The organism is Rhabdobacter roseus (genome assembly GCF_014202275.1).
GTDB lineage: Bacteria > Bacteroidota > Bacteroidia > Cytophagales > Spirosomataceae > Rhabdobacter > Rhabdobacter roseus.
Map to the genome: position 1 here is coordinate 39,349 of NZ_JACHGF010000017.1, position 19,729 is coordinate 59,077.

At 57.0% G+C, this 19,729-nt stretch carries 13 protein-coding genes; 5 read left to right on the top strand and 8 right to left on the bottom strand.

The window, feature by feature from the left end; translation table 11 throughout:
* Positions 1-6: 6 nt before the first annotated feature.
* From HNQ92_RS27130 to HNQ92_RS27150, 5 genes are all read left to right on the top strand, one after another.
* Positions 7-1,773, top strand: coding sequence for a RagB/SusD family nutrient uptake outer membrane protein (locus HNQ92_RS27130; protein ID WP_184179464.1), 1,767 nt, complete (start codon positions 7-9; stop codon positions 1,771-1,773).
* A gap of 40 nt (positions 1,774-1,813) precedes the next feature.
* Positions 1,814-2,830: a DUF5627 domain-containing protein gene (locus HNQ92_RS27135; RefSeq protein WP_184179467.1), complete on the top strand. Its 1,017-nt coding sequence runs from the start codon at positions 1,814-1,816 to the stop codon at positions 2,828-2,830.
* 108 nt (positions 2,831-2,938) lie between these two features.
* Complete coding sequence (locus HNQ92_RS27140; RefSeq protein ID WP_184179470.1) at positions 2,939-4,045, top strand: glycoside hydrolase family 99-like domain-containing protein; 1,107 nt, start codon at positions 2,939-2,941, stop codon at positions 4,043-4,045.
* A 59-nt stretch (positions 4,046-4,104) separates the two neighbouring features.
* Entirely contained in the window at positions 4,105-5,109 is a 1,005-nt protein-coding gene (locus HNQ92_RS27145) for a metallophosphoesterase (RefSeq protein ID WP_221307562.1), read from the top strand.
* A 40-nt stretch (positions 5,110-5,149) separates the two neighbouring features.
* A complete protein-coding gene (locus HNQ92_RS27150) occupies positions 5,150-6,016 on the top strand; it encodes an endonuclease/exonuclease/phosphatase family protein (RefSeq protein ID WP_184179472.1) in 867 nt (288 codons plus the stop codon).
* Positions 6,017-6,024: 8 nt separating this feature from the next.
* Here the strand turns inward: HNQ92_RS27150 and HNQ92_RS27155 are convergent, their stop codons facing one another.
* The 8 genes from HNQ92_RS27155 to HNQ92_RS27190 all read right to left on the bottom strand — a co-directional run bounded on the left by HNQ92_RS27155 (position 6,025) and on the right by HNQ92_RS27190 (position 19,655).
* A complete protein-coding gene (locus HNQ92_RS27155; RefSeq protein ID WP_184179475.1) occupies positions 6,025-8,196 on the bottom strand; it encodes a c-type cytochrome domain-containing protein in 2,172 nt (723 codons plus the stop codon).
* 29 nt (positions 8,197-8,225) lie between these two features.
* Entirely contained in the window at positions 8,226-9,680 is a 1,455-nt protein-coding gene (locus tag HNQ92_RS27160; protein WP_184179478.1) for a DUF1501 domain-containing protein, read from the bottom strand.
* A gap of 5 nt (positions 9,681-9,685) precedes the next feature.
* Positions 9,686-12,007 carry a PSD1 and planctomycete cytochrome C domain-containing protein gene (locus tag HNQ92_RS27165; protein ID WP_184179481.1) on the bottom strand — a complete coding sequence of 774 codons (2,322 nt, stop codon included), beginning with the start codon at positions 12,005-12,007 and terminating at the stop codon, positions 9,686-9,688.
* A 41-nt stretch (positions 12,008-12,048) separates the two neighbouring features.
* Complete coding sequence (locus HNQ92_RS27170) at positions 12,049-13,479, bottom strand: DUF1501 domain-containing protein (protein ID WP_184179484.1); 1,431 nt, start codon at positions 13,477-13,479, stop codon at positions 12,049-12,051.
* A 10-nt stretch (positions 13,480-13,489) separates the two neighbouring features.
* Positions 13,490-15,841, bottom strand: a complete 2,352-nt coding sequence (locus HNQ92_RS27175; protein WP_184179487.1) for a DUF1549 domain-containing protein — start codon at positions 15,839-15,841, stop codon at positions 13,490-13,492.
* A 286-nt stretch (positions 15,842-16,127) separates the two neighbouring features.
* A complete protein-coding gene (locus HNQ92_RS27180) occupies positions 16,128-17,540 on the bottom strand; it encodes a sulfatase family protein (protein WP_184179490.1) in 1,413 nt (470 codons plus the stop codon).
* 90 nt (positions 17,541-17,630) lie between these two features.
* Positions 17,631-18,956, bottom strand: a complete 1,326-nt coding sequence (locus HNQ92_RS27185; RefSeq protein ID WP_184179493.1) for a rhamnogalacturonidase — start codon at positions 18,954-18,956, stop codon at positions 17,631-17,633.
* A 153-nt stretch (positions 18,957-19,109) separates the two neighbouring features.
* Entirely contained in the window at positions 19,110-19,655 is a 546-nt protein-coding gene (locus HNQ92_RS27190; RefSeq protein ID WP_184179496.1) for an REP-associated tyrosine transposase, read from the bottom strand.
* Positions 19,656-19,729: the final 74 nt, after the last annotated feature.

Consider the following 19,729-nt stretch of genomic DNA (forward strand, 5'->3'; position numbering starts at 1 on the left):
AAAGACATGTTAAAATCCTTAAAAATATATAGATGGCTCTTCGCACTTTGCGTGGCATTGGCGGGATGTGATATACTGGAGCCCGTCAACGATAATCACGCCACGCTCGACCGGGTGTACCAAAACCCCACCTTTGCCGAAGGCGTGCTGATGGCGGCTTATACCCGCCTCCCCACCAACAGCCTGAGTTTTAACGACGTCGCTACCGACGACGCCGTCACCAACAATAAGCTGAACGACTACCTCCGGATGGCTACCGGGCAATGGTCTTCCATTTACAATCCCGTTGGCCAGTGGAATAACTCCATCGCCGCGATCCAAAGCCTGAATCAGTTTTTAGCGGTAATCGATACCGTCAACTGGAAGGGCTCGGTTCCTGAGCTGAACTGGATGTATACGCAGCGGTTCAAGGGCGAAGCTTACGCCCTGCGGGCCTTGTTCCAGTACCATTTGTTAGTAACCGTGGCGGGCCCCGGCGCAAACGGGCAACTGCTGGGGATTCCTATCTTCGACCGGCTCCTGGATGTACGGGATAACTTCAACCTACCCAGGGCTACTTTTGAAGAATCCGTGGCCCAGATCTACGCGGACATGGATCGGTCCCTGGGGTACCTGACCATGAACGACTACCGGAATATCAGCAATACAAGCCAGCTACCTAAGGGCTACGAGCACGTTTCGGTCGTTAACTATAACATCATTTTTGGCCAGGAGCTCAACCAGCGCATCAGCGCCCGCATGGTCAAAGCGTTGCGGGCGCGGCTGGCCTTGCTGGCGGCCAGCCCTGCTTTCAACCCCAACAACAATGCCTCCCTGTGGGCAAAAACCGCTGATTACGCGGGAGCATCCCTCCAGGAACTGGGCGGCTTGGCGGGGCTCGATCCGGCCGGACACCGGTTTTACCTTAAATCCTTGGTTGATGCCGTAAACGTTTCGGCCAGTACCCCCATCGACCAAAAGGAAATCCTGTGGCGGAGTTCCGTGGTTAACTCCAACTCCAGGGAGCAGGCCCATTTCCCTCCGTCGCTGTTTGGCCGGGGCAATGTGAACCCAACCCAAAACCTGGTCGATGCCTTCCCCGCCGCCAATGGGTATCCTATTGACCATCCGCAAAGCCAGTACGACCCAGCTACCCCCTACGCCAATCGGGACCCGCGGCTACGCCTCTACATTGCGTACGACGGCAATACGTTTTCGGGCAGAACGCTTCGCACGGGGGTAGGCGGTGGCGTCGATGCCAAAGATTCGGTAGAAACCTCTACCCGCACGGGCTACTACCTCAAAAAACTACTGGTGGAAGAAGTGAATCTTAACCCGGTATCCATGACCACCCAGAAGCATTACGAAGTACATATGCGCTATACCGAACTGTTTCTGATCTATGCCGAAGCGGCCAACGAGGCCTGGGGGCCGGATGGCGCAGGTACCTGGGGTTTTTCGGCCCGGGAAGTGGTGGCCGCCATCCGCAAGCGCGCCGGTATTACCCAACCGGATTCGTACCTGACTTCCATCACCACCAAAGAAGAGATGAGGAAACTGATTCGGAACGAGCGACGGCTTGAGCTATGCTTCGAAGGCTTCCGCTTCTGGGACTTGCGCCGCTGGAAAGAAAACCTGGCAGAACCGGCCAAAGGGATAAACATCAACCGAACTAACCTCACCGTAGTGGACGTGGAGCCCCGGGTATACAACAACAACTACATGCATTACGGCCCGATCCCTGAAACGGAAGTCGTTAAATACAACGCCCTGATCCAAAACAAAGGGTGGTAGACCTATTTCGAACCCAACATTCATTTACAAGACCTTTGATATGAAAAAGATAGTATTCCTGCTTATGCTGTCGGCTGGAGTAGTGGGTTGTAAAAATCAGGAAATCGTTTTTCCGGATTTTGACTATACAACCGGCTATTTCCCTTACCAGTACCCCGTCCGAACCCTGGTACTTGGCAAGGATATCTACGACAATTCGAACGACAACAACCATAAATTCCTGATCTCAGCTACCATGGGAGGAGTATATGAAAATAAAGTTGACCGGATTTTCAAGATCGAGGTTGATAACAGCCTTTGCGAAAAAGCTACTTTTGCCTCTACCCGCCAGCCTATTTATCCGTTGCCCAAGGAGTACTATACCTTGAGCTCCGCCGATCAGCTTATCATTCCTGCCGGGGAGGTTACCGGAAATATCGAGGTACAGTTGACGGATGCTTTTTTTAATGATCCGGCGGCCATTAAGCTGGCTTACGTAGTGCCGATTCGCATTACGCAGGTAACCAACCTGGACTCCGTCCTGAGGGGAAAAACCTCCCTGCCCCGGCCCGACCGGCGCATAGCCAGCCACTGGGATGTCGTTCCGAAAGACTTCACCATGTTTGCGGTCAAGTACGTCAACCCCTACCACGGCAACTACTTTCACCGGGGCCGGAGCACGGTAAAAAATGCGGCGGACCAGGTGATCGAAACCACCGCCTACCGCCAGCAACACATCACTTCCGACGAAGTATGGAAACTGACCACCACCGCCCGAAACCAGGTTTCCCTCAGCGGGGTCATTCGCTCTTCCACCATCACCGGCCCCCTGAACCTACTGCTTACTTTTTCGGGCAACGACTGCGTAGTGAGCGGCGCCGAGGGGTCGGCCTACACCATCACCGGAACCGGGAAATTCCGGGAAGACGCCGACGAATGGGGCAACAAAAAGCGGGACGCCATTCACCTGAATTATCAATTCTCGGACGGAACGAATACGTACTCGGCCATGGATACCCTGGTCGTTCGGGACAGAGGGGTTGTGATGGAATTGTACCAGCCGGTCGTGACGCCTTAGTTGCGGAGCAACGCTCGCTTTGATAATCACCTTAGAGCGGTTTTTCCCTACCGGGCAACGCCGCTCTACCCTCAACGCAAAACGCCTCTTTAACATCACCCTACCTACATGCATCGATTCAGAAATCTGATCGGGCTGGCTGTTCTGCTCGCTTTTATCGGCGGCATTCAGCGCAGCTACGGCCAAAGTACCCCGGCTAAAAAACGGGCGCAAATTGGCGTGTACTACTTCGACGGCTGGGCCGGAAAAAACAAACACGCCGACAACCCCAGCGAGCCCTGGGCCACAAACGCCCCTACCCACTTGACCCGTCGGTTTGTGGAGGAATTTTCGGACCGGCAGCCCGTGTGGGGATGGCGGGACGACTCGCAGGAGATCATGGAAAAACAGATTGACCTGGCCGCCGACAACGGCGTCGATTTTTTCCTGTTCTGCTGGTATTGGCGCGACAGCAAGGGTACGATCAACCCAGAAGCCATCCAGAACCTCCCGCATCATACCAGCCTTAACCTCTATTTAAAGGCAAAAAATAAGCACCGCGTCAAATTCGGGCTGCTGGTGGCCAATCACACCGGATCGGAAATCGTGGGGCCCGAAAACTGGGCCAAAGCCACCGAATACTGGCTGCCCTACTTCCAGGACCCGCAGTACGTCACCGTAGACGGGAAGCCTTTGGTGGTACTTTTCAATACGAAAGGAATTGACGAAGAAGGCTTGGCCCGGATGCAGCAGGCGGCCAAAGGGAGTCTGCCGGGACTGGCCATTGCGGGCTGTGGGACCGCCACTACCCCCGGTTTTATGTACCGCACCCACTACAACATCATTCCTGGCTACGCCGCGGGCTCCGAAGCCCACCCCTACTCGGAACTGATCGAGGCCCATAAAAAGAACTGGTCGGGTACGCCGGAACTACCTTACATTCCTGAAATAACCGTAGGCTGGGATAAGCGCCCCTGGGAAGGCCCCGAAGGCTTGAACCAGAAGGAAGGCTGGTACTATACGGACCGAACGGTGGCGCAGTTTAAAGAATTTCTAAACGAGGGGATTCATTGGATGGACGCTCACCCCGAGCAAACCACCCAAGAGCGCATCATGCTGCTGTACGCCTGGAATGAACTGGGCGAAGGAGGGTACCTGGTACCTACCCAAGCCGATCCGGAGGCTAAGTACCTGAAGGCGATCCGGGAAGTTGTTTCGCCCCAAAAGAAAAAGTAAGCCGGTAGCCCTTTTAACCAAAACATGACCCTTAAAAAATAAGATTAAGTCTCCCTAACATGACGATGCGACGACCCATGAAGTGCCTGGTAAAAATTCTTCTGTTCCTTTTTGTCCCGTTTAGCGTAATCAATGCGTACGCCCAAAAATTCACCTTACCCGTTTTCCCGGACACCCAAAGCGAAGTGGGAGCCAAACACGATATGTTCAACAGCCGGATTGATTGGCTGATCAAGCACAAAGACTCGCTCCGCATCCCCCTGGTGCTGCACGTCGGGGATGTCGTCGATTTTGACAATTATGACCACTGGGAAGTAGCCAGTAAGGGCTTTGACCGGCTGGATGCCCACCGTATCCCGTACGCCATTACCCTGGGCAACCACGACACCGAAGCCGTAGGATTTTTGAGCGGCAGCGCGGCCCCGGGCAACGTAAACCAGAACCTCCGCAAAACCCACAAATTCAATGCGTACTTTCCGATGAGCCGGTTTGTGAGCCAGCGCGGCCGCTATGAGGCCGATAAGAGTGACAACGCCTACTATACCTTCAAGGTAGGTGACACCAACTGGCTGGTCGTAACCCTGGAATTCTGCCCCCGGATGGGGCCCGTCAACTGGGCCGGTGATATTATCAAGGAGTACTTCAACTACAACGTCATCATCCTGACCCACTACCACCTGACGCCGCGCGGCGAAATTGCCACTACCAACGCGGGCTACGGCGACTTCAGCCCCCAGACGGTCTTTGACAGACTTATTAAAAAGCACGCCAACATCCGGTTTGTCCTCAGCGGGCACGTCATGAGCTCGGCCCTGAAAGTAGATACCGGAGACGCGGGCAACAAGATTTACCAGATTCTACAGAATTACCAAAACCAGGATTTTGGTGGAGGGTACATGCGGCTGTTATCTTTCGATCTCGACAAAGGTACCGTAGACGCCAGCATGTATTCGCCGTACTACAAAAAGACCAAGGAAGATAGCTCGAAGTTTACGCTGGAAGGAATCGACTTTATCAAGCAAAGCGAGGCACGCTCCCGCACTAAACCTGTTGAAGCGAAATAACAACTACTTGGCTAACAACCAATAACACAGATTAAGCTCTATGATAACAAGGATCAAAAGTACCTCCCTGAGGTGGTGGATCGTCGGGATCCTCACGCTGTCGTCGTACCTGACGTGGGCGCAGGACATGCGGGTGATGACGTACAACATTCGCTACAAAAATACCATCGACAGCATCAACGGCTGGGAGTTTCGGAAGGAAAACGTAGCCGGGCTTATCCACTACCACCAGGCGGATGTCCTGGGCGTACAGGAGGCCATGCCGGACCAACTGGCGGACCTCGAAAAGCTACTGCCTGATTTTAGCTGGTACGGCGTGCCTAGGGTGGCGGGTAAAAATGGCGAATACACCGCTATTTTTTACCGCAAGAGCCGCTTCAAGCTCCTGGACTCAGGTACCTTCTGGTATTCGGAAACGCCAAACGTCAAGGAAAGTAAAAGCTGGGACGCGTTTTATCCGCGCACGGCCTCCTGGTGTAAACTAGCCGACCAAACCACGGGTACCGAATTTTTCTTTTTCAATACCCACCTGGATCATCGCGGCGAAATAGCCCGGCAAAAAAGTGCCGACGTATTGCACGAGCAGCTCCAGACCATTGCCGGACAAAAACCCGTCATCGTCGCGGGCGATTTCAACGCCTCTCCTACCTCTATTACCTACCAAAAGCTAACGGAAGGCAGGAAGCTCCTGGATTCCATAAAGCAATCCAAAACGCCCCATTACGGGCCGGAGAACACATCGAGTGGCTTCTCCGTGCGAAAAGAACCCATCCGCAGCCGGATCGACTATATTTTCGTTACTTCCCACGTCAAGGTACTTCGGCACGCCACCCTGTCCGACCAGCAGGAAGGCCGCTACTACTCGGATCACCTGCCGGTGATCGCCGTCGTGGAAGTGGGACACTAAACGCCGTTTCAATTCACAAATACCTCATCCACCAGCAGCAGGGCCCGGCGGCCTTTGCTGCCGTGCCAGTCGGGTATTTCCGGGAGGGGTTTGGCGATGATCTTGAGGAAGGTAACCGTCTGGGGTTTGAAAGTACCCCCCAGCGCCTGAAGAGCGGGCGGGGTACCTTTGACAGGTACCTGGGGCTTGAAAGTACCCAGCAGCTTCAGCTGGGTTTCCGAAGTACCTCCCCACACCTCGATGGCCGCGGGCGGGAAGATCCCCGTCTCGGGTTCGATCATGGTTCGGAGCGTGACGGAGCTGACCGTCACGGGCCGCTTGTATTCGGCTAAAAGCGCCAGGTCGTTGTCGCGCACGCCAGCCCAGTGGTTGGCCCAGGCGGGGCTGTTGGCATTGAAAGTACCCAGGGTACTGTTAAAAAACGTCTGGGTACCTTCGGCCTGGTGTACGCGGTTGAGCGGCAGCAGCAGCCGCAGGCTGTCGGGCTTGTAGGTACTTCGGTACACTTCGAAGCGGGCTTCTTCGGAGCCGTACCAGCCCGCCTTGTAGGCTTTGGCGCGGATGGAGGTACTTTGGCCAAGTACCGTACCGCTCGTAAATACCGCCGAGCGCAGGCTGTCGGGCGCGGTGCCGTCGGTGGTGTAGCGGATCTCCACGCCCCGGATGGGGTGGTGAAGCTGCAACGCCAGCGACTCGCCAAAAATGGGTGAGGCATTTTTGAGCTGGGGCGGATTGAGCTGCATGGGCGCCGTTTTTTCGCCTTTGAAGCCCTCGATAAACCGCACACTGGGGTACTTTTTTCGAAGCTGCTCTACCTCGGTCTCCGTCAGGCCGGTATTCCAGACGGCCACCGTGCGGAGGTTACCCAGCCCCCGCAGCGACTCCGCCAGCTCGGGGTACTTGACGGGGGTACCGGCCAGCGACAGGCTTTTTAATTTTTTCAAGGAAGACAATTCCCGCAAGCCCTTCCCGCTTACTTCCGTAAAGTTCAGATCCAGTTTTTGTAAATTCTCAAACTGACCGACGCTTTTCAGATCGGCATCTTTGACGGGCATTTTGGTCAAATTCAAAAAGACGATCTGCTTTCGGATGTCGTTCAGTTCCCGTAGTTTCTCGGGCGTGTAGGTACTTTGGTTATACAAATTCACCGCCAGTGCGGGCGACTCCCGCGCCAGCGGCGCCACGGTGCGGTAGTCGTCGTTGAGCTTTTGGATCAGGTCTTCGTCCGCCGCCGCGAAGTCAAATTGCTCCTCCGAAGTACCTCCGAGCGCCGCCTCGGCCAGGATGCGCAGCGAGTCGGTGGGGGGTAGTTCAAGTACCTTTTGTTTAAAGTCGGCGTTGCGCCTGACCCACCACGCGAGCAGCGCTACTTCCTCCGCGCTGAGCTGCGCCTTGCCGCGGGGCGGCATGTGCTTCTTGTCGTCCAGGGGTAGGTGCACACGTTGCAGCAGCAGGCTCATCTCGGGGTTGCCCGGCACGAAGAGCTTCCCCGTTTTGCCGCCCTTCCGAATCGCCGCTTCGTCGGTGAGCAGCAGGCCACCTTTGATTTTTTCAGGATTATGACAACTCAGGCATTTCTGCTCAAAAAGCGGCTGGATCACGTGCTCGTACACCCGCGCCTCTTCCAGCGCCGGGGGTACTTTCTCGGCTTCGGCGAGCAGCGGCCCCGTGATGAAGCTATCGCCGTGGGTAAGGGTAGCGCCATAGTGCCCGGCTACCAGAAGCAGCAGCGCGGTAAGTACCGTACCCGCCCGCGCCCAAGGTACCTGGTACCAGGTCGTTTGCCGTCCCCAGTACAGCAGCGAAGCCATCCACAAAGTACCTACGCCGGTCCACTTGTGCCACGCCAGTACTTGGCCCGCGTAGCCCTCCTCCCGTGCCAGGAACAGCCCCATGATGATCGTCACGGCCGCCAGCAAGGTACTTACCAGCAGCAGGTTGGTGAGGAAAGTACGGTAAAAAGCGTTGGAGGCGTAGGTCGTTCGGAAACGGAAAAATTCCATCGCCAGGGCCAGCAGCAGCAGCGCAATGGGAAAGTGCAGCAGCAGCGGGTGCATGCGCCCCAGCGGTTGCAGCCAGAGGGGTACCTCCAGTTTTTCTTCAAATATTAGTATAAACAGAATGAAGACGTTGGCCGCAATCAGTACTTGTTCCGCAATCCCTTTGGCTTTATAATTCATGAAAAACGACGATGCAATGGGTAAAGTACCTAACTGATAATATCCCGCACCACCCGGCCGGAGATGTCGGTGAGGCGGTAGCGGCGGCCCAGGTGTTTGAAGATCAGCTTTTCGTGGTCGAGCCCGAGCTGGTGCAGCACCGTAGCCTGGAAGTCGTGCACGTGGACCGGATTCTGGCTGATGTTGTACCCGAGCTCGTCGGTCTCGCCGTAGACCATCCCCGGCTTGATGCCCCCGCCCGCCATCCAGATCGTGAAGCAGCGCGGGTGGTGGTCGCGGCCGTAGTTGTCTTTGGTGAGGGTACCTTGCGTGTAGCTGGTCCGGCCAAACTCCCCGCCCCAGATCACCAGCGTTTCGTCCAGCAGGCCACGCTGCTTGAGGTCGGTCACCAGCGCCGCCGACGCCTGATCCACGTCCATAGCCTGCTTGGCGATCTCGAAGGGTAGGTTGCCGTGCTGGTCCCAGCCCTGGTGGTAAAGCTGCACGAAGCGCACGCCGTTTTCGGATAGCTTGCGGGCCAGCAGGCAGTTGGCCGCGTAGGTACCCGGTACCAGGCAGTCGGGCCCGTAGAGCTTCACGATGTCGTCGGGTTCTTTGGACAAATCAAGTACCTCGGGCACGGCGGTTTGCATGCGGTAGGCCATTTCGTACTGCTGTACTTTGGCCGTGATTTCCGGGTCGCCAAATTCCTCGTACGAAAGCTGGTTGAGCTGCGCGAGGTGATCGAGCATTTCGCGGCGGTCGTGGCGGTTCAGGCCGTCGGGGTCGCGCAGGTACAGTACCGGGTCTTCGCCTTTGCTAAACTGCACGCCCTGGTGTACCGAGTCCAGGAAGCCGTTGGACCACAGCTTGGAATACACCCCCTGCCCGTTGCCGATCCCGCGCGAGAGCAGCACGGTGAAGTTTGGCAGGTTTTTGTTTTCGTTGCCTAGCCCGTAGCTCAGCCAGGCACCCATGCTGGGGCGGTTGCCCTGCTGCGAGCCCGTTTGCAGGAAGGTAAGCGCCGGGTCGTGGTTGATGGCCTCAGTGTACATGGATTTGACAAAACATAAGTCGTCCACGATCTTGGCCGTATGCGGCATCAGGTCGCTGACCCAGGCCCGCGACTCGCCGTATTGCTTAAAATCCACAAAGGAGCCCACCAGCGGAAAGGAGGACTGGTTGGCGGTCATGCCGGTGAGGCGCTGGGTACCCCGCACCGAGGGCGGAATCTCCTGGCCCATCAGCTCGCGCAGCTTGGGCTTGTAGTCAAAGAGCTCCTGCTGCGAGGGCGCACCGTTCTGAAAGAGGTAGATGACGCGCTTGGCTTTGGGCGCAAAGTGCGGAATACCAGCCGCAAGAGCTTCTTCGTCCACGCCGCCGTTGCGAAACAGGTTGGGCATCAGCAACGACCCCAGCGCCACGCTCCCTAGTCCCAGGCTCGCGGTTGATAAGAAGCGGCGGCGGTTGAAGTTCAGGCCGTGTTCCAGGATCTCTTTTTCCATGCTCACTAGGATTTGGTAATGGTTTCTTCCAAATTATAAAGGGTATTGACGACCCGCATCAACGCCGCCAGCGACCGCGTCTCTACCTTCGGTGCCAGGGGGTACTCCCCTACCGACACCAGCTTTTCGGCGGTTGAGGCCTCTAGTTTTTTCAGCTCTTTTTCGTAGTAGTTGGTGAGCAAGGTCAGCTCCTGCTCACTCGGGGTACGGCACACGATCAGCCGGAACGCCTTGGTGATTTTATCCCGCGTGGGGGTACCTTCCTGCAGCAGGCGCGTGGCCAGTACCCGCGAGGCTTCCAGCACGGTGGGGTCGTTCATCATGACGAGCGCTTGCAGGGGCGTGTTGGTTTTGAGCCGTTTTACTTCGCAGAGGTCGCGGTTGCTGGCGTCGAAAATACCCAGGCCGGGCGGAGGTACCGTGCGCTTGATGAGCGTATACATGCCCCGGCGGTACAAGGCCGAGCCGTGGTCCTGGACGTAGGTAGAGAGCAGCCCCCGGCCCGACGTTGCGCCTTCCCACAGGCCCGCGGGCTGGTAGGGCTTCACGCTGGGTCCGCCGATGCTGCGGTTGAGTAAGCCACTGCTGGACAGCACCAGATCCCGGATAAACTCGGCGTGAATGCGGTAGCGCGGCGCGCGGGCCAGGTACACGTTGTCCGGGTCGGCGGCCAGGTGCTCGGGGCGCATCACCGCCGACTGACGGTACGTGGCCGACGTCACCAGCTGCTTCACCAGCCGCTTCATATCCCAGCCGTGCTCGCGGAAATCCACCGCCAGCCAGTCGAGCAGCTCGGGGTGTGAGGGTAGTTCGCCCTGCATCCCAAAATCGCCGGTCGTTTTGACCAGTCCTTTCCCGAAAAACTCCTGCCACACCTGGTTCACCACCACCCGCGCCGTGAGCGGATTGCGCGCATCAAACAGCCACTGAGCCAGCCCCAGGCGGTTTTTAGGGTACTTTGGGTTAAAAGGAAGGATGGCTTTGGGGGTACCTGGCTGCACCTCGTCGGTGGGGGCGTCGTACTCGCCGCGGTGCAGGACGTAGGTTTTCCGCAGCGTATCCAGGTCCCCCATCACCGACACAATCAGCCGGTTGGTATCGGGTTTATTGATGAACTTAAGAATACCCTGCACCTCCTCGTTGCTGATCTCCATCAGCGGATTTTTGGCGTAGGTTTCCGGCCCACCAATCACCGACTCAATTCCTTTTTCGTTCACACTGTTGAAAAAAGCGTAGAGCTGGTAGTACTCTTTCTGCGAAAACGGATCGTACTTATGGTCGTGGCAGCGGGCGCATTCCATGGTTACGCCCATCAGCCCTTTGCCCAGCAGGTCGGTGCGGTCGGTGACGTACGAAACGCGGTACTCTTCCGGAATCACGCCGCCTTCCTCCGTGATTTTGTGGTTGCGGTTGAAGCCCGTAGCCAGGCGCTGCTCCCTGGTGGCGTTGGGCAGCAGGTCACCGGCGAGCTGCCAGGTTACAAACTGGTTGTAGGGCAGGTTTTTGTTCAGGGCGTGGATCACCCAGTCGCGCCAGGGCCACTGGGTCCGGTAGCCGTCGTCCTGGTAGCCGTGGGAGTCGGCGTAGCGGGCCAAATCCAGCCAGTACAGCGCCATTTTTTCGCCATAGGCGGGGTTTTTCAAAAGCTGATCCACGACCTTTTCGTAGGCCTGGGGGCTCGGGTCGGACCGGAACTGCTCCATCAGCTCCAGGCTAGGTGGCAGGCCCGTCAGGTCCAGGGCTACGCGCTTCAGCAGGCGCTCTTTGTCGGCCTCCGGACTGGGCTCAAACCCCTTTTGTTCCTGTTTGTGCAGAACAAAGTAGTCGATTTCGTTTTTGGGCCAATCCGCTTTTTCTACCTTGGGCAAGGCCGACTTCTTAGGTACCTCAAACGCCCAGTGTTTTTCGTACTTGGCCCCCTGTTTAATCCACTTTTCGATCAAATCAATTTCGTGGGACGTAAGCTTCAGGTTCGACGCCACGGGGGGCATCCGCAGGGCGGTATCCGGAGTCGAGATCCGCCGAAATACCTCCGACAGCTGCGGCTTGCCCGCCACCAGCGCGTGGGCCATGGGGTTTTCCTGCAAGGCCTTAAAGGCCTCCTCGGCCACGTCCAGCCGCAGGCCCGCTTCACGCTTGTTTTCGTCGGGCCCGTGGCAGGCAAAGCATTTGTCCGAAAGAATGGGGCGGATGTCGAAATTATAGCTGACCTCGTCCGGTAGTTTTTCTTCCGCAGCGCGCCCGGTGGTCGTGGTGTAGCACGATAAAGTACCTGCCGTAATCGCCACGAACAAACAGCCTATCCAAAAGTACAATCTCCGAAACATACAAACGAATGGTTTAACAAAGTACCTGCCCAGGGCCCGTCTCAGGCCAATAGCTCCTTCACGGCTTTTCCTTTGCCATCGGGTGTAGTATAAAAGGGCCGTCCTTCGATTTCATACTGGGTATCGGGCGGAATTCCCAGCGCGTGGTAGATGGTTTGGTGAATGCCGTCGATCTGAACGGGATTCTCGATGGTCTTGCAGGGGCGTTCGTCGGCGGTTTTTCCGTACACAAACCCTTTCTTGATCCCCCCGCCAAACATCAGCACCGAGCAGCCGTCGGTAAAATGCCGGTGCATCCCGTAAAACTTCAGGTCTGACAAAATATCCGGCTGGTTGACCTGCTCCTGTACCTTGGCGTCGGGGCGGCCTTCTACCATCATATCCCGGCTGAACTCGCTGGCCAGAATCACCAGCGTGCGGTCCAGGTGGCCGGTTTTGTCCAGATCTTTGATCAACTGCGCCACCGGGCCGTCGATGAGCTTCTTCATGTCTTTCAGGCGCGTGTGGCCGTTTTCGTGCGTATCCCAGCCCATGAAGGGCTCGTACTCGGTGGTCACGCTGATGAAGCGGGCACCCTGCTCCGTCAGGCGGCGGGCCAGCAGGCAGCCCAGCCCAAACCGCCCCGTGTTATAAATGTCGTAGCTTTCCTTGGGCTCGGTACTGAGGTCAAAGGCCTTGGCCTCGGGCGAATTCAGCAACCTATACGCCTGCTCCATGGAGCGCCGCAGGGATTCTTTCTGGTAGTCACTACCATACTCGCCCACCGGACTGTTGCTGATGAGCTCGTTGTAGAGCTGATTGCGGCGCTCGAAGCGGCTGGCGTCCATGCCCACCGGTGGCCGCACGCTCTCCAGGCCCTGGCTCGGGTCGGGAATGAAGAAGGGGCCAAACTCATTGCCCAAAAACCCTGCCGTATGGAAAGCTTTGAGCTCCTCGGCCTCCCCCACCGTGAAGCGCTGACCAATGTCGACAAAGGCCGGAATCACGGGGTTTTTCGGACCAAGCTCCTTGGCAATCCAGGACCCCAGGTGCGGGGCCGCGACGGTCTGCGGGGGTTCGTAGCAGGTATGCCAGTGGTACTGGTGGCGCGAATGCAGGATGTGCCCCATGTCGGCCGCCACGTAGGAGCGGATCAAAGTACCCTTGTCCATCACGCTCCCGATGGACTCCAGCCCTTCGGAAAAATGAATGCCGTCCAGCACGGTAGGTACCGAGGGAAAGGTACTTAGTACGCGGTTGCCTTCCATGTCTTTTTCGAAGGCCGTATAACGCTTGGGATCGAAGGTTTCGGTATGGGCCATGCCGCCCGCCATCCAGAGCAGGATCACGGTGTCGGCGGTGCCGTTGGTACGGCCACGCCACCCGCTGCAGCCCGACAATAAACTGGCTACGGGAGCTCCCGCCGCCAGGGCGGCCAGGGTGGCGGCACTGGTTCGTTGCAGAAATTCGCGTCGGTTCCAGGTAGGTTTCATGGTAGGTACTTTAATAAATGAGTTGGAATTCGGGGTGCAGGGCCATGGCCCAGGCCAGGTCCTGAATGCCCTCGACGCTGGGATTCTTACCGATCATTTTTTCGGCCACGGCCAGCTCTTTCGGGAGCGGATCGCGCCCCAGCGCCTTTCGGTAAAGTACCTTCACGAGCGCCTCCGCCGTGGGGTACCTGGCCTTCCATTGCTCCGCTCCGCTTTTCAACGCTTGGTTGAACTTCTCGCCGTTGGTGAGCTCCAACGCCTGCAACAGATTGGCTTGCGACGTCCGACTGGTACTCACCGTTTCGCGGTTGGGACGCCCCAGGGCCGTCAGGAACGGGTCGTTTTTGACCAAAGCCGCGCGGGGAAAAGGTACCTCCTGCCGGATGGTTTCGGGTAGTAGTTTGTAGACAATGGCCGAGTCGGCGTAGAGCGGGGTGAAGGCCACACTGACGGCGTCGGCAAACTGTTCGGCGGTGAGGCGGCGGCGCACCATGCCCTCAAAGACGTAGGTAGGAGCCATGAGCTGATCGGCCTCTCGAACGCCCACGGAGGGTAGTTGGTAGGTACGGGAAGTCAGGATAGCGTACATGAGCTTTTTGACATCGTAGCCCTGCGCCACGAAGTCCGACGCCAGCCAGTCGAGCAAATCCTGGCTCCAGGGCGCGTTATCCATGACGTCTACCGGCTCCACGATACCCCGCCCCATGAGCTGCGCCCAGATGCGGTTCACCAGGGTGCGGTACAGCCGTCCGTCTTGGGGCTGCACCAGATAATCGGCCAACTCGCGCAGGCGCTCCTCGGTAGGCGCATCCACGCTGATATTGCCCAGCTCTTTGAACAAAATCCGCCGCCCGGCCATCTGGCCCGTAGGTTTGTCGCAGTGGTTGATCTCCAGGGTACTATCGGCAAACACGTTGGCAAAGGCGTAGGCGTCGTCCAGCTTCCAGTCGCTGATGAAGCTATCGTGGCAGGAAGCACACTTGAGGTTTAGTCCTAAAAGTACCTGCGAGACGTTCTGGGCCGCCTGCATTTCGGTACGCTGGCTGGAGTTGATGGTACCCCGCCACTTGATGCCCTTGATGAAGCCCGCCGACTCCTTGGTGGGGCTAATGAGCTCCTTCACAAACCAGTTGTAGGGCTTGTTGGTCTTCAGCGAGGCATACAGCCACTGGGTAATGTCGGAGCGCCCGCCGGTGATGTAGCCCGTGCCGGAGTAGTCGTTGCGCAGGGCGTCGTTCCAGAAGGTGAGCCAGTGCTGGGCGTAGTCTTCGTGGCGGCTGAGGAGTTCTTTTACGAGTTGCTCGCGCTTGTCGGGGCGGGTGTCGGCCACAAAAGCCTGGATTTTTTCGGGCGTAGGCAGCAGCCCCACCACGTCCAGAAAGACCCGCCGGAGGTAGGTACGGTCGTCGACGGCGGGTTTCCACTTGATTTTATTTTTTTGAAAATAAACATTCACGAAGCGGTCGATGGGCTGGGAAAGCTCCGCCGTAGCCGGGGGAAGCGCCGGTAGCCGGGGCTCCAGGGCCGCCACGCGGTAGATGCTTTTCTCGGGGCCGCTGGGCCAGGGCGCTCCCTGCTTGATCCAGAATTCCAGCAGCGCTACTTCCTTTTCGGTGAGGCGCTTGCCCTTGGTAGGCATGGCTTCCTTATGCCCGGCGGGTAGCTTCACGCGCCGGATCAGTTCGCTTTTCTCGGGCCGCCCCGTCACCAGTACCGGACCGTTTTCGCCGCCTTTCATCAACAGCTCTTTCTGGTCCAGGCGCAGCTCGCCTTTGGTCTTGGTGGCACTGTGGCAGCTGTAGCAGTTATGCGCCAGGATGGAGCGTACCTCCAGGTTGAGCTGCGCCACCTGCGGCTCCGTGAGGGGCTGGTTGGCGTTACTGGCAAAGGTAAAGTGGGTTTCGCCAAAATCAGATTCTGGGGTACTATTCTCGCCCGGCAACACGCTGCTGAGGTAGTCTTCGCCGTGGGTGAGCAAGGCTCCGTAGTGGCCCGCTACGCTCACGCCCACGACCGTCAGCACGAGCGAGGCCCGGTACCAGGCCTGCCGCCCCGTACGAAGTACCCCCAGCGTCACGATGGAAAGTACCATGGTAGCGATGCCCGCCCACTGATGCAGGGTTACGAGCTCGCCGCTATAGTCTTCCACATTGACCAGCAGCAGGCCAAATACCACCGCCACCACGGAGCTGATGGCCCCAATCCAGAGCAGCGCCGTAATCCCCGACCGCAGCTCGTTATAGGGGCGCCGCCACCCAAGTACTTCTAGCAACAAGGCCACGCACAGCAGTCCCACCGGAAAATGAACGATCAGCGGGTGAAGCCGCCCCAAAAATTGCCAAAGCCAAAAGGTTTCTGTCATTTCCTGCACTACGTCAAAAAAGTTATAATCAATGAGAGGATCGGGCTTTTCACCAATTTACACAAAAGGTACCTCAACCAACACCGGCACTATCCTGTTCTTTGGTACCATTAAATCGTCTAAAGGTACTATTCATTAAAGTACCTTTTCCGTTTAATCTACGCGCGTAGGTACTTGGCCGTTAGGTTTTTTCTCGGCCGATGGAAATAGTTTATATAAAAACCGGGGTACCCACGCCGTAGGTACCCCGCTAGTCTGAAGGTAGTTTATGCGAACTGCTTACGCCTTAAAGTACCTGCTGCTTCCACTTTAGGTACTTTTGCCGGGCTTCCGCTACTTTCCGGGCGGCTTTCGGGTCCGCGGCCAGATTCTGCCGCTCGCCGGGGTCTTTTTTCAGGTCGAAGTATTCCTCGTAGCCGTGCTCGATGTACTTCATGTACTTGTAGTCTTTTCGAACGACCCCCTCCACCTGGGGTAGTTTGGGACTTCCCATGAAGGTATGCTCGTAGAAGAATTCCGGCCGGTCCAGCGCTTTGTTTTGGGTACTTACCAGCTCGATCAGGTCGATACCCTGCATGGTTTCGGGCACGGCTACGCCCGCCAGGCGCAGGATCGTGGGGGCAATATCGATATTCAGGGCGAAGGGCTGAGGGCGCAGCCCGCGTAGCTTGGGGTTGCGCGGGTCGTAGATCAGGAGCGGTACCCGGATCGACTCTTCGTGGCCGTACCACTTGCCCGCCAGGCCGTACTCGCCCAGGTAGAAACCGTTATCACCCATAAAAACAATAATGGTATTATCGGCCAGGCCCCGGCGCTCGAGCGACTGCACCAGATTCCCCACGACCTCATCCACGCCACTCAGCAGGCGGTAGTAGTTCCGGACGCTCTCCTGGTACATGCGGTTGTTTTCAAAACGCAAATGCCACCGTTCGCGGGCGATGTTTTCTTCGGTTCGAAAAAAATCCGGGAACGCCCGCCAGTACTTCGGATCGGCCTTTTCGGGCTCCGGAATGGAGTCGCCCGCGTACATGCTTTTATACCGAGGCTGGATGATAAACTGCCGGGGGTCGTTGTCCTGCACGTGGGGCGCTTTAAAACTCACCGACAAGCAAAAGGGCTGGGCCGCGCGGGTACTTTCCATAAACTGCTCAATGTCCCCGTTTACCTTGTCGGTATGGTGAAGGTAGTTGCCCCGCTCGTCTTTCATTTCGTAGTCGGGCTGGCCCTTGTCCGAGCAGGCCCAGAAATCGAAGGCGGCGGCCGGTTGCTCCTTAGGATTCCCCACCCCAAACTTCCCGATAAAGCCCACTTGGTAGCCCGCTTGCTTCAGCAGCATGGGGTAGGTACTTTGAAAAGCCTCCGGGCCAAAACTAGTGGCAAAATCCTGAATTTTGTGCCTGGACATGTACTGCCCGCTCAGCAGGCTGGCCCGGCTCACGCAACAGATGGAGGTGGTGACGTAGGCGTTCTGAAACAAGACCCCGCCGCTGGCGAGGCGGTCCAGATGGGGCGTTTTGATAATGGGATTTCCCATCGCGCCCAGGGCGTTCCAGCGGTGATCGTCCGTCAGCAGGAAAATAATATTCGGCGGCGGCGCGGCTGGCGGCTTCGGCGAACGAATATAGCTACTAAAAATCAGCGAAGTCCCCAAAAGTACCCCGGCGGCTAATGTAAAGTACCTTGGGAGGAGTCTGTTCATGGTTGTTTTTTGAATGTATGCTAATCCGTTTTTTATCAAGCCACGGGGTACCTTGGCACCCTGTGGCAGCGAGGTACTTTAAGCTGAGCTTCAGGGAATCTTCTGCCCGTTCACCACCGTATTCCTGAAGGTCAGGCCGTCGATCAGCTGGGGATTGTAGGTACCGTTTTTGGCTTCTACCTTCACGTTCTCAAAGGTGAAGCGCGCTAGTTTGTCGTGCTCGGTGGTGGCAATATCGAAGAAGATCGCGCATTGCATGTCGATGTTGCGCAGCGTAATGTACTCGGAATACGACAAGGGTACTTCCGGGCGGCCTTTGAGGTCAAAGAATTGCGTCCAGGGCTTGACGTAAATGAGGCTGTGCGCCTGGCCGGTAATGTTTTCTACCGTGATGTACTCGTACTTCTGGGGCGTGTCGGGCCGCATTTTGAGCCAAAGTACCCGCATGGCCTCGTTGACGTGGCAGTTGCGCATCACGACGTTCCGGTTGTGAATGGCCTCGCTGCCGCAGGTCAGGGCGGCGTGGCAAAACCCAAACTCACAGTCTTCAATCAGGATGTTGGCGTTGCCGCCGTTGGCGGGGTCGGTGTCGGCCCAGGGGCCTTTGCCGCCTTTGAGCGCAATGGCGTCATCATTCACCGACATATAGCAGCCCTTCACCAGCACGTTGGTGCAGGCGTCGATGTCGATGGCGTCGGTACTAGGGGCTTTTACCGGGGCGTGGGGCGAAAAGATGTGCAGGTCCAGAAGCTTGACGTTGGTACACTGGTAGTAGTGGCTGGTCCAGAAGCCCGCGTTGTGCAGCTTCACGTCTTGTACCTGCACGTCGTGGCAGTTCCAGACAAACACCAGCCGCGGCCGCGACACCTCCAGGTTGGTACATTGCGGGTTTTCCTTCCGCCGCTGCCAAAACGCCTCCCAGTACTTCAGGCCGTTGCCATCCAGGGTACCTTTCCCCGAAATGGTAAAGCCATCGACACCGTAGGCATTCACCAGCGCCGGGAAGTAGTCGAGGCTCTGCCCTTCCATGCGCGACGGCATCAGGGGGTAGTCGCTGATCGAATCGGAGCCCTTCAGCTTGCCGCCTTCGGCTACGTACAGGTGCGTTTTGGGCTTGAAGAACAGCGCCCCGCTCATAAAAGTACCCTTCGGAATGACGACAACCCCGCCACCTTGCCGGGCCGCTTCGTCGATGACTTTTTGAAGGGCCTTCGTTTGCACCAGGGTACTATCCGGCTTCACGCCGAAGTCAGTGATGACGTACGGCTTGCCCAGATCGCTCAATGCTATTTTTTTATGGTCCAAAAACCAGTCGGGCATGGGCGTGCCGTCCGGGAAAACGTTTTTCTGGCTTTGCTGGGCGTGGGTGGTAGTGGTAAAGATGAAAGCTAATAGGAAAAGAATTTTGTAACTCATAGTTTCTTTCATGTTGAAAACTTGGATTATTTTTAACCACCGGCGGACGTCGCGCGGTTGCAGACTGGCGGTAGCGCTGCCTGGCTGCCGCTGCCGCCAGTCTGCGACTGGTGGCCATAAATAATCACAGTCTTTGACTGTAGGTACATACTATTAAATCAATTCAATAGCCAGCAGCCCCTTCTGATCGGCGTAGTCGCGGGCACTACTATATAAGTACTCCCACGCATTTTCTACCCAACCGGCCCGGACCGGATTTTCGTGAATGTAGTTAAGCTTCTGCTCGATCACGCCGGGTGAGTACAGCTCCACGGGCTGATTGTGCTGCTGCCACACCTGAAAGTTAACGTTGTTGTAGTTAAATTCTCCGCTTTTCCGAAAAATAGCCAGTATCCAGTTCCGTCGGCTTTCTTCCGGATTGGCCTCGATGGCGGCAAATAATTGCTTGCTGGTAAATTTTTTCAAATCGCGGATCACGGCCGAAAGGTTGTCTTCTTCGGCTCTGACGATCAGGTGAATGTGGTTGGACATGATGCACCAGGCGTACACAATCAGTCCTTTTTCCTTTTGGCAGTAGCGCACGCTTTCCAGAAAAAGGTCACGGTATTCCTTTCGGGTAAAGAGGTCGATCCAGCCAACCACCGTCATCGTGACGAAGTACACCCCACCCTGGTCCCGTATTTTATAATTTCGGCTCATGGGTTAGTTGAAAACTTGGATTATTTTTAACCACCGGTTTCAAACCGGCGGTAGCAGGGGCGGGGCGGGGGGCC

Excerpts from the sequence above, each read along its gene's own strand:
- HNQ92_RS27140 (WP_184179470.1), top strand. The coding sequence starts at position 2,939 with ATGCATCGATTCAGAAATCTGATCGGGCTGGCTGTTCTGCTCGCTTTT.
- HNQ92_RS27185 (WP_184179493.1), bottom strand. The coding sequence starts at position 18,956 with ATGAGTTACAAAATTCTTTTCCTATTAGCTTTCATCTTTACCACTACC.
- HNQ92_RS27170 (WP_184179484.1), bottom strand. The coding sequence starts at position 13,479 with ATGAAACCTACCTGGAACCGACGCGAATTTCTGCAACGAACCAGTGCC.
- HNQ92_RS27165 (WP_184179481.1), bottom strand. The coding sequence starts at position 12,007 with ATGTTTCGGAGATTGTACTTTTGGATAGGCTGTTTGTTCGTGGCGATT.
- HNQ92_RS27155 (WP_184179475.1), bottom strand. The coding sequence starts at position 8,196 with ATGAATTATAAAGCCAAAGGGATTGCGGAACAAGTACTGATTGCGGCC.
- HNQ92_RS27160 (WP_184179478.1), bottom strand. The coding sequence starts at position 9,680 with ATGGAAAAAGAGATCCTGGAACACGGCCTGAACTTCAACCGCCGCCGC.
- HNQ92_RS27175 (WP_184179487.1), bottom strand. The coding sequence starts at position 15,841 with ATGACAGAAACCTTTTGGCTTTGGCAATTTTTGGGGCGGCTTCACCCG.
- HNQ92_RS27150 (WP_184179472.1), top strand. The coding sequence starts at position 5,150 with ATGATAACAAGGATCAAAAGTACCTCCCTGAGGTGGTGGATCGTCGGG.
- HNQ92_RS27135 (WP_184179467.1), top strand. The coding sequence starts at position 1,814 with ATGAAAAAGATAGTATTCCTGCTTATGCTGTCGGCTGGAGTAGTGGGT.
- HNQ92_RS27180 (WP_184179490.1), bottom strand. The coding sequence starts at position 17,540 with ATGAACAGACTCCTCCCAAGGTACTTTACATTAGCCGCCGGGGTACTT.
- HNQ92_RS27145 (WP_221307562.1), top strand. The coding sequence starts at position 4,105 with ATGACGATGCGACGACCCATGAAGTGCCTGGTAAAAATTCTTCTGTTC.
- HNQ92_RS27130 (WP_184179464.1), top strand. The coding sequence starts at position 7 with ATGTTAAAATCCTTAAAAATATATAGATGGCTCTTCGCACTTTGCGTG.
- HNQ92_RS27190 (WP_184179496.1), bottom strand. The coding sequence starts at position 19,655 with ATGAGCCGAAATTATAAAATACGGGACCAGGGTGGGGTGTACTTCGTC.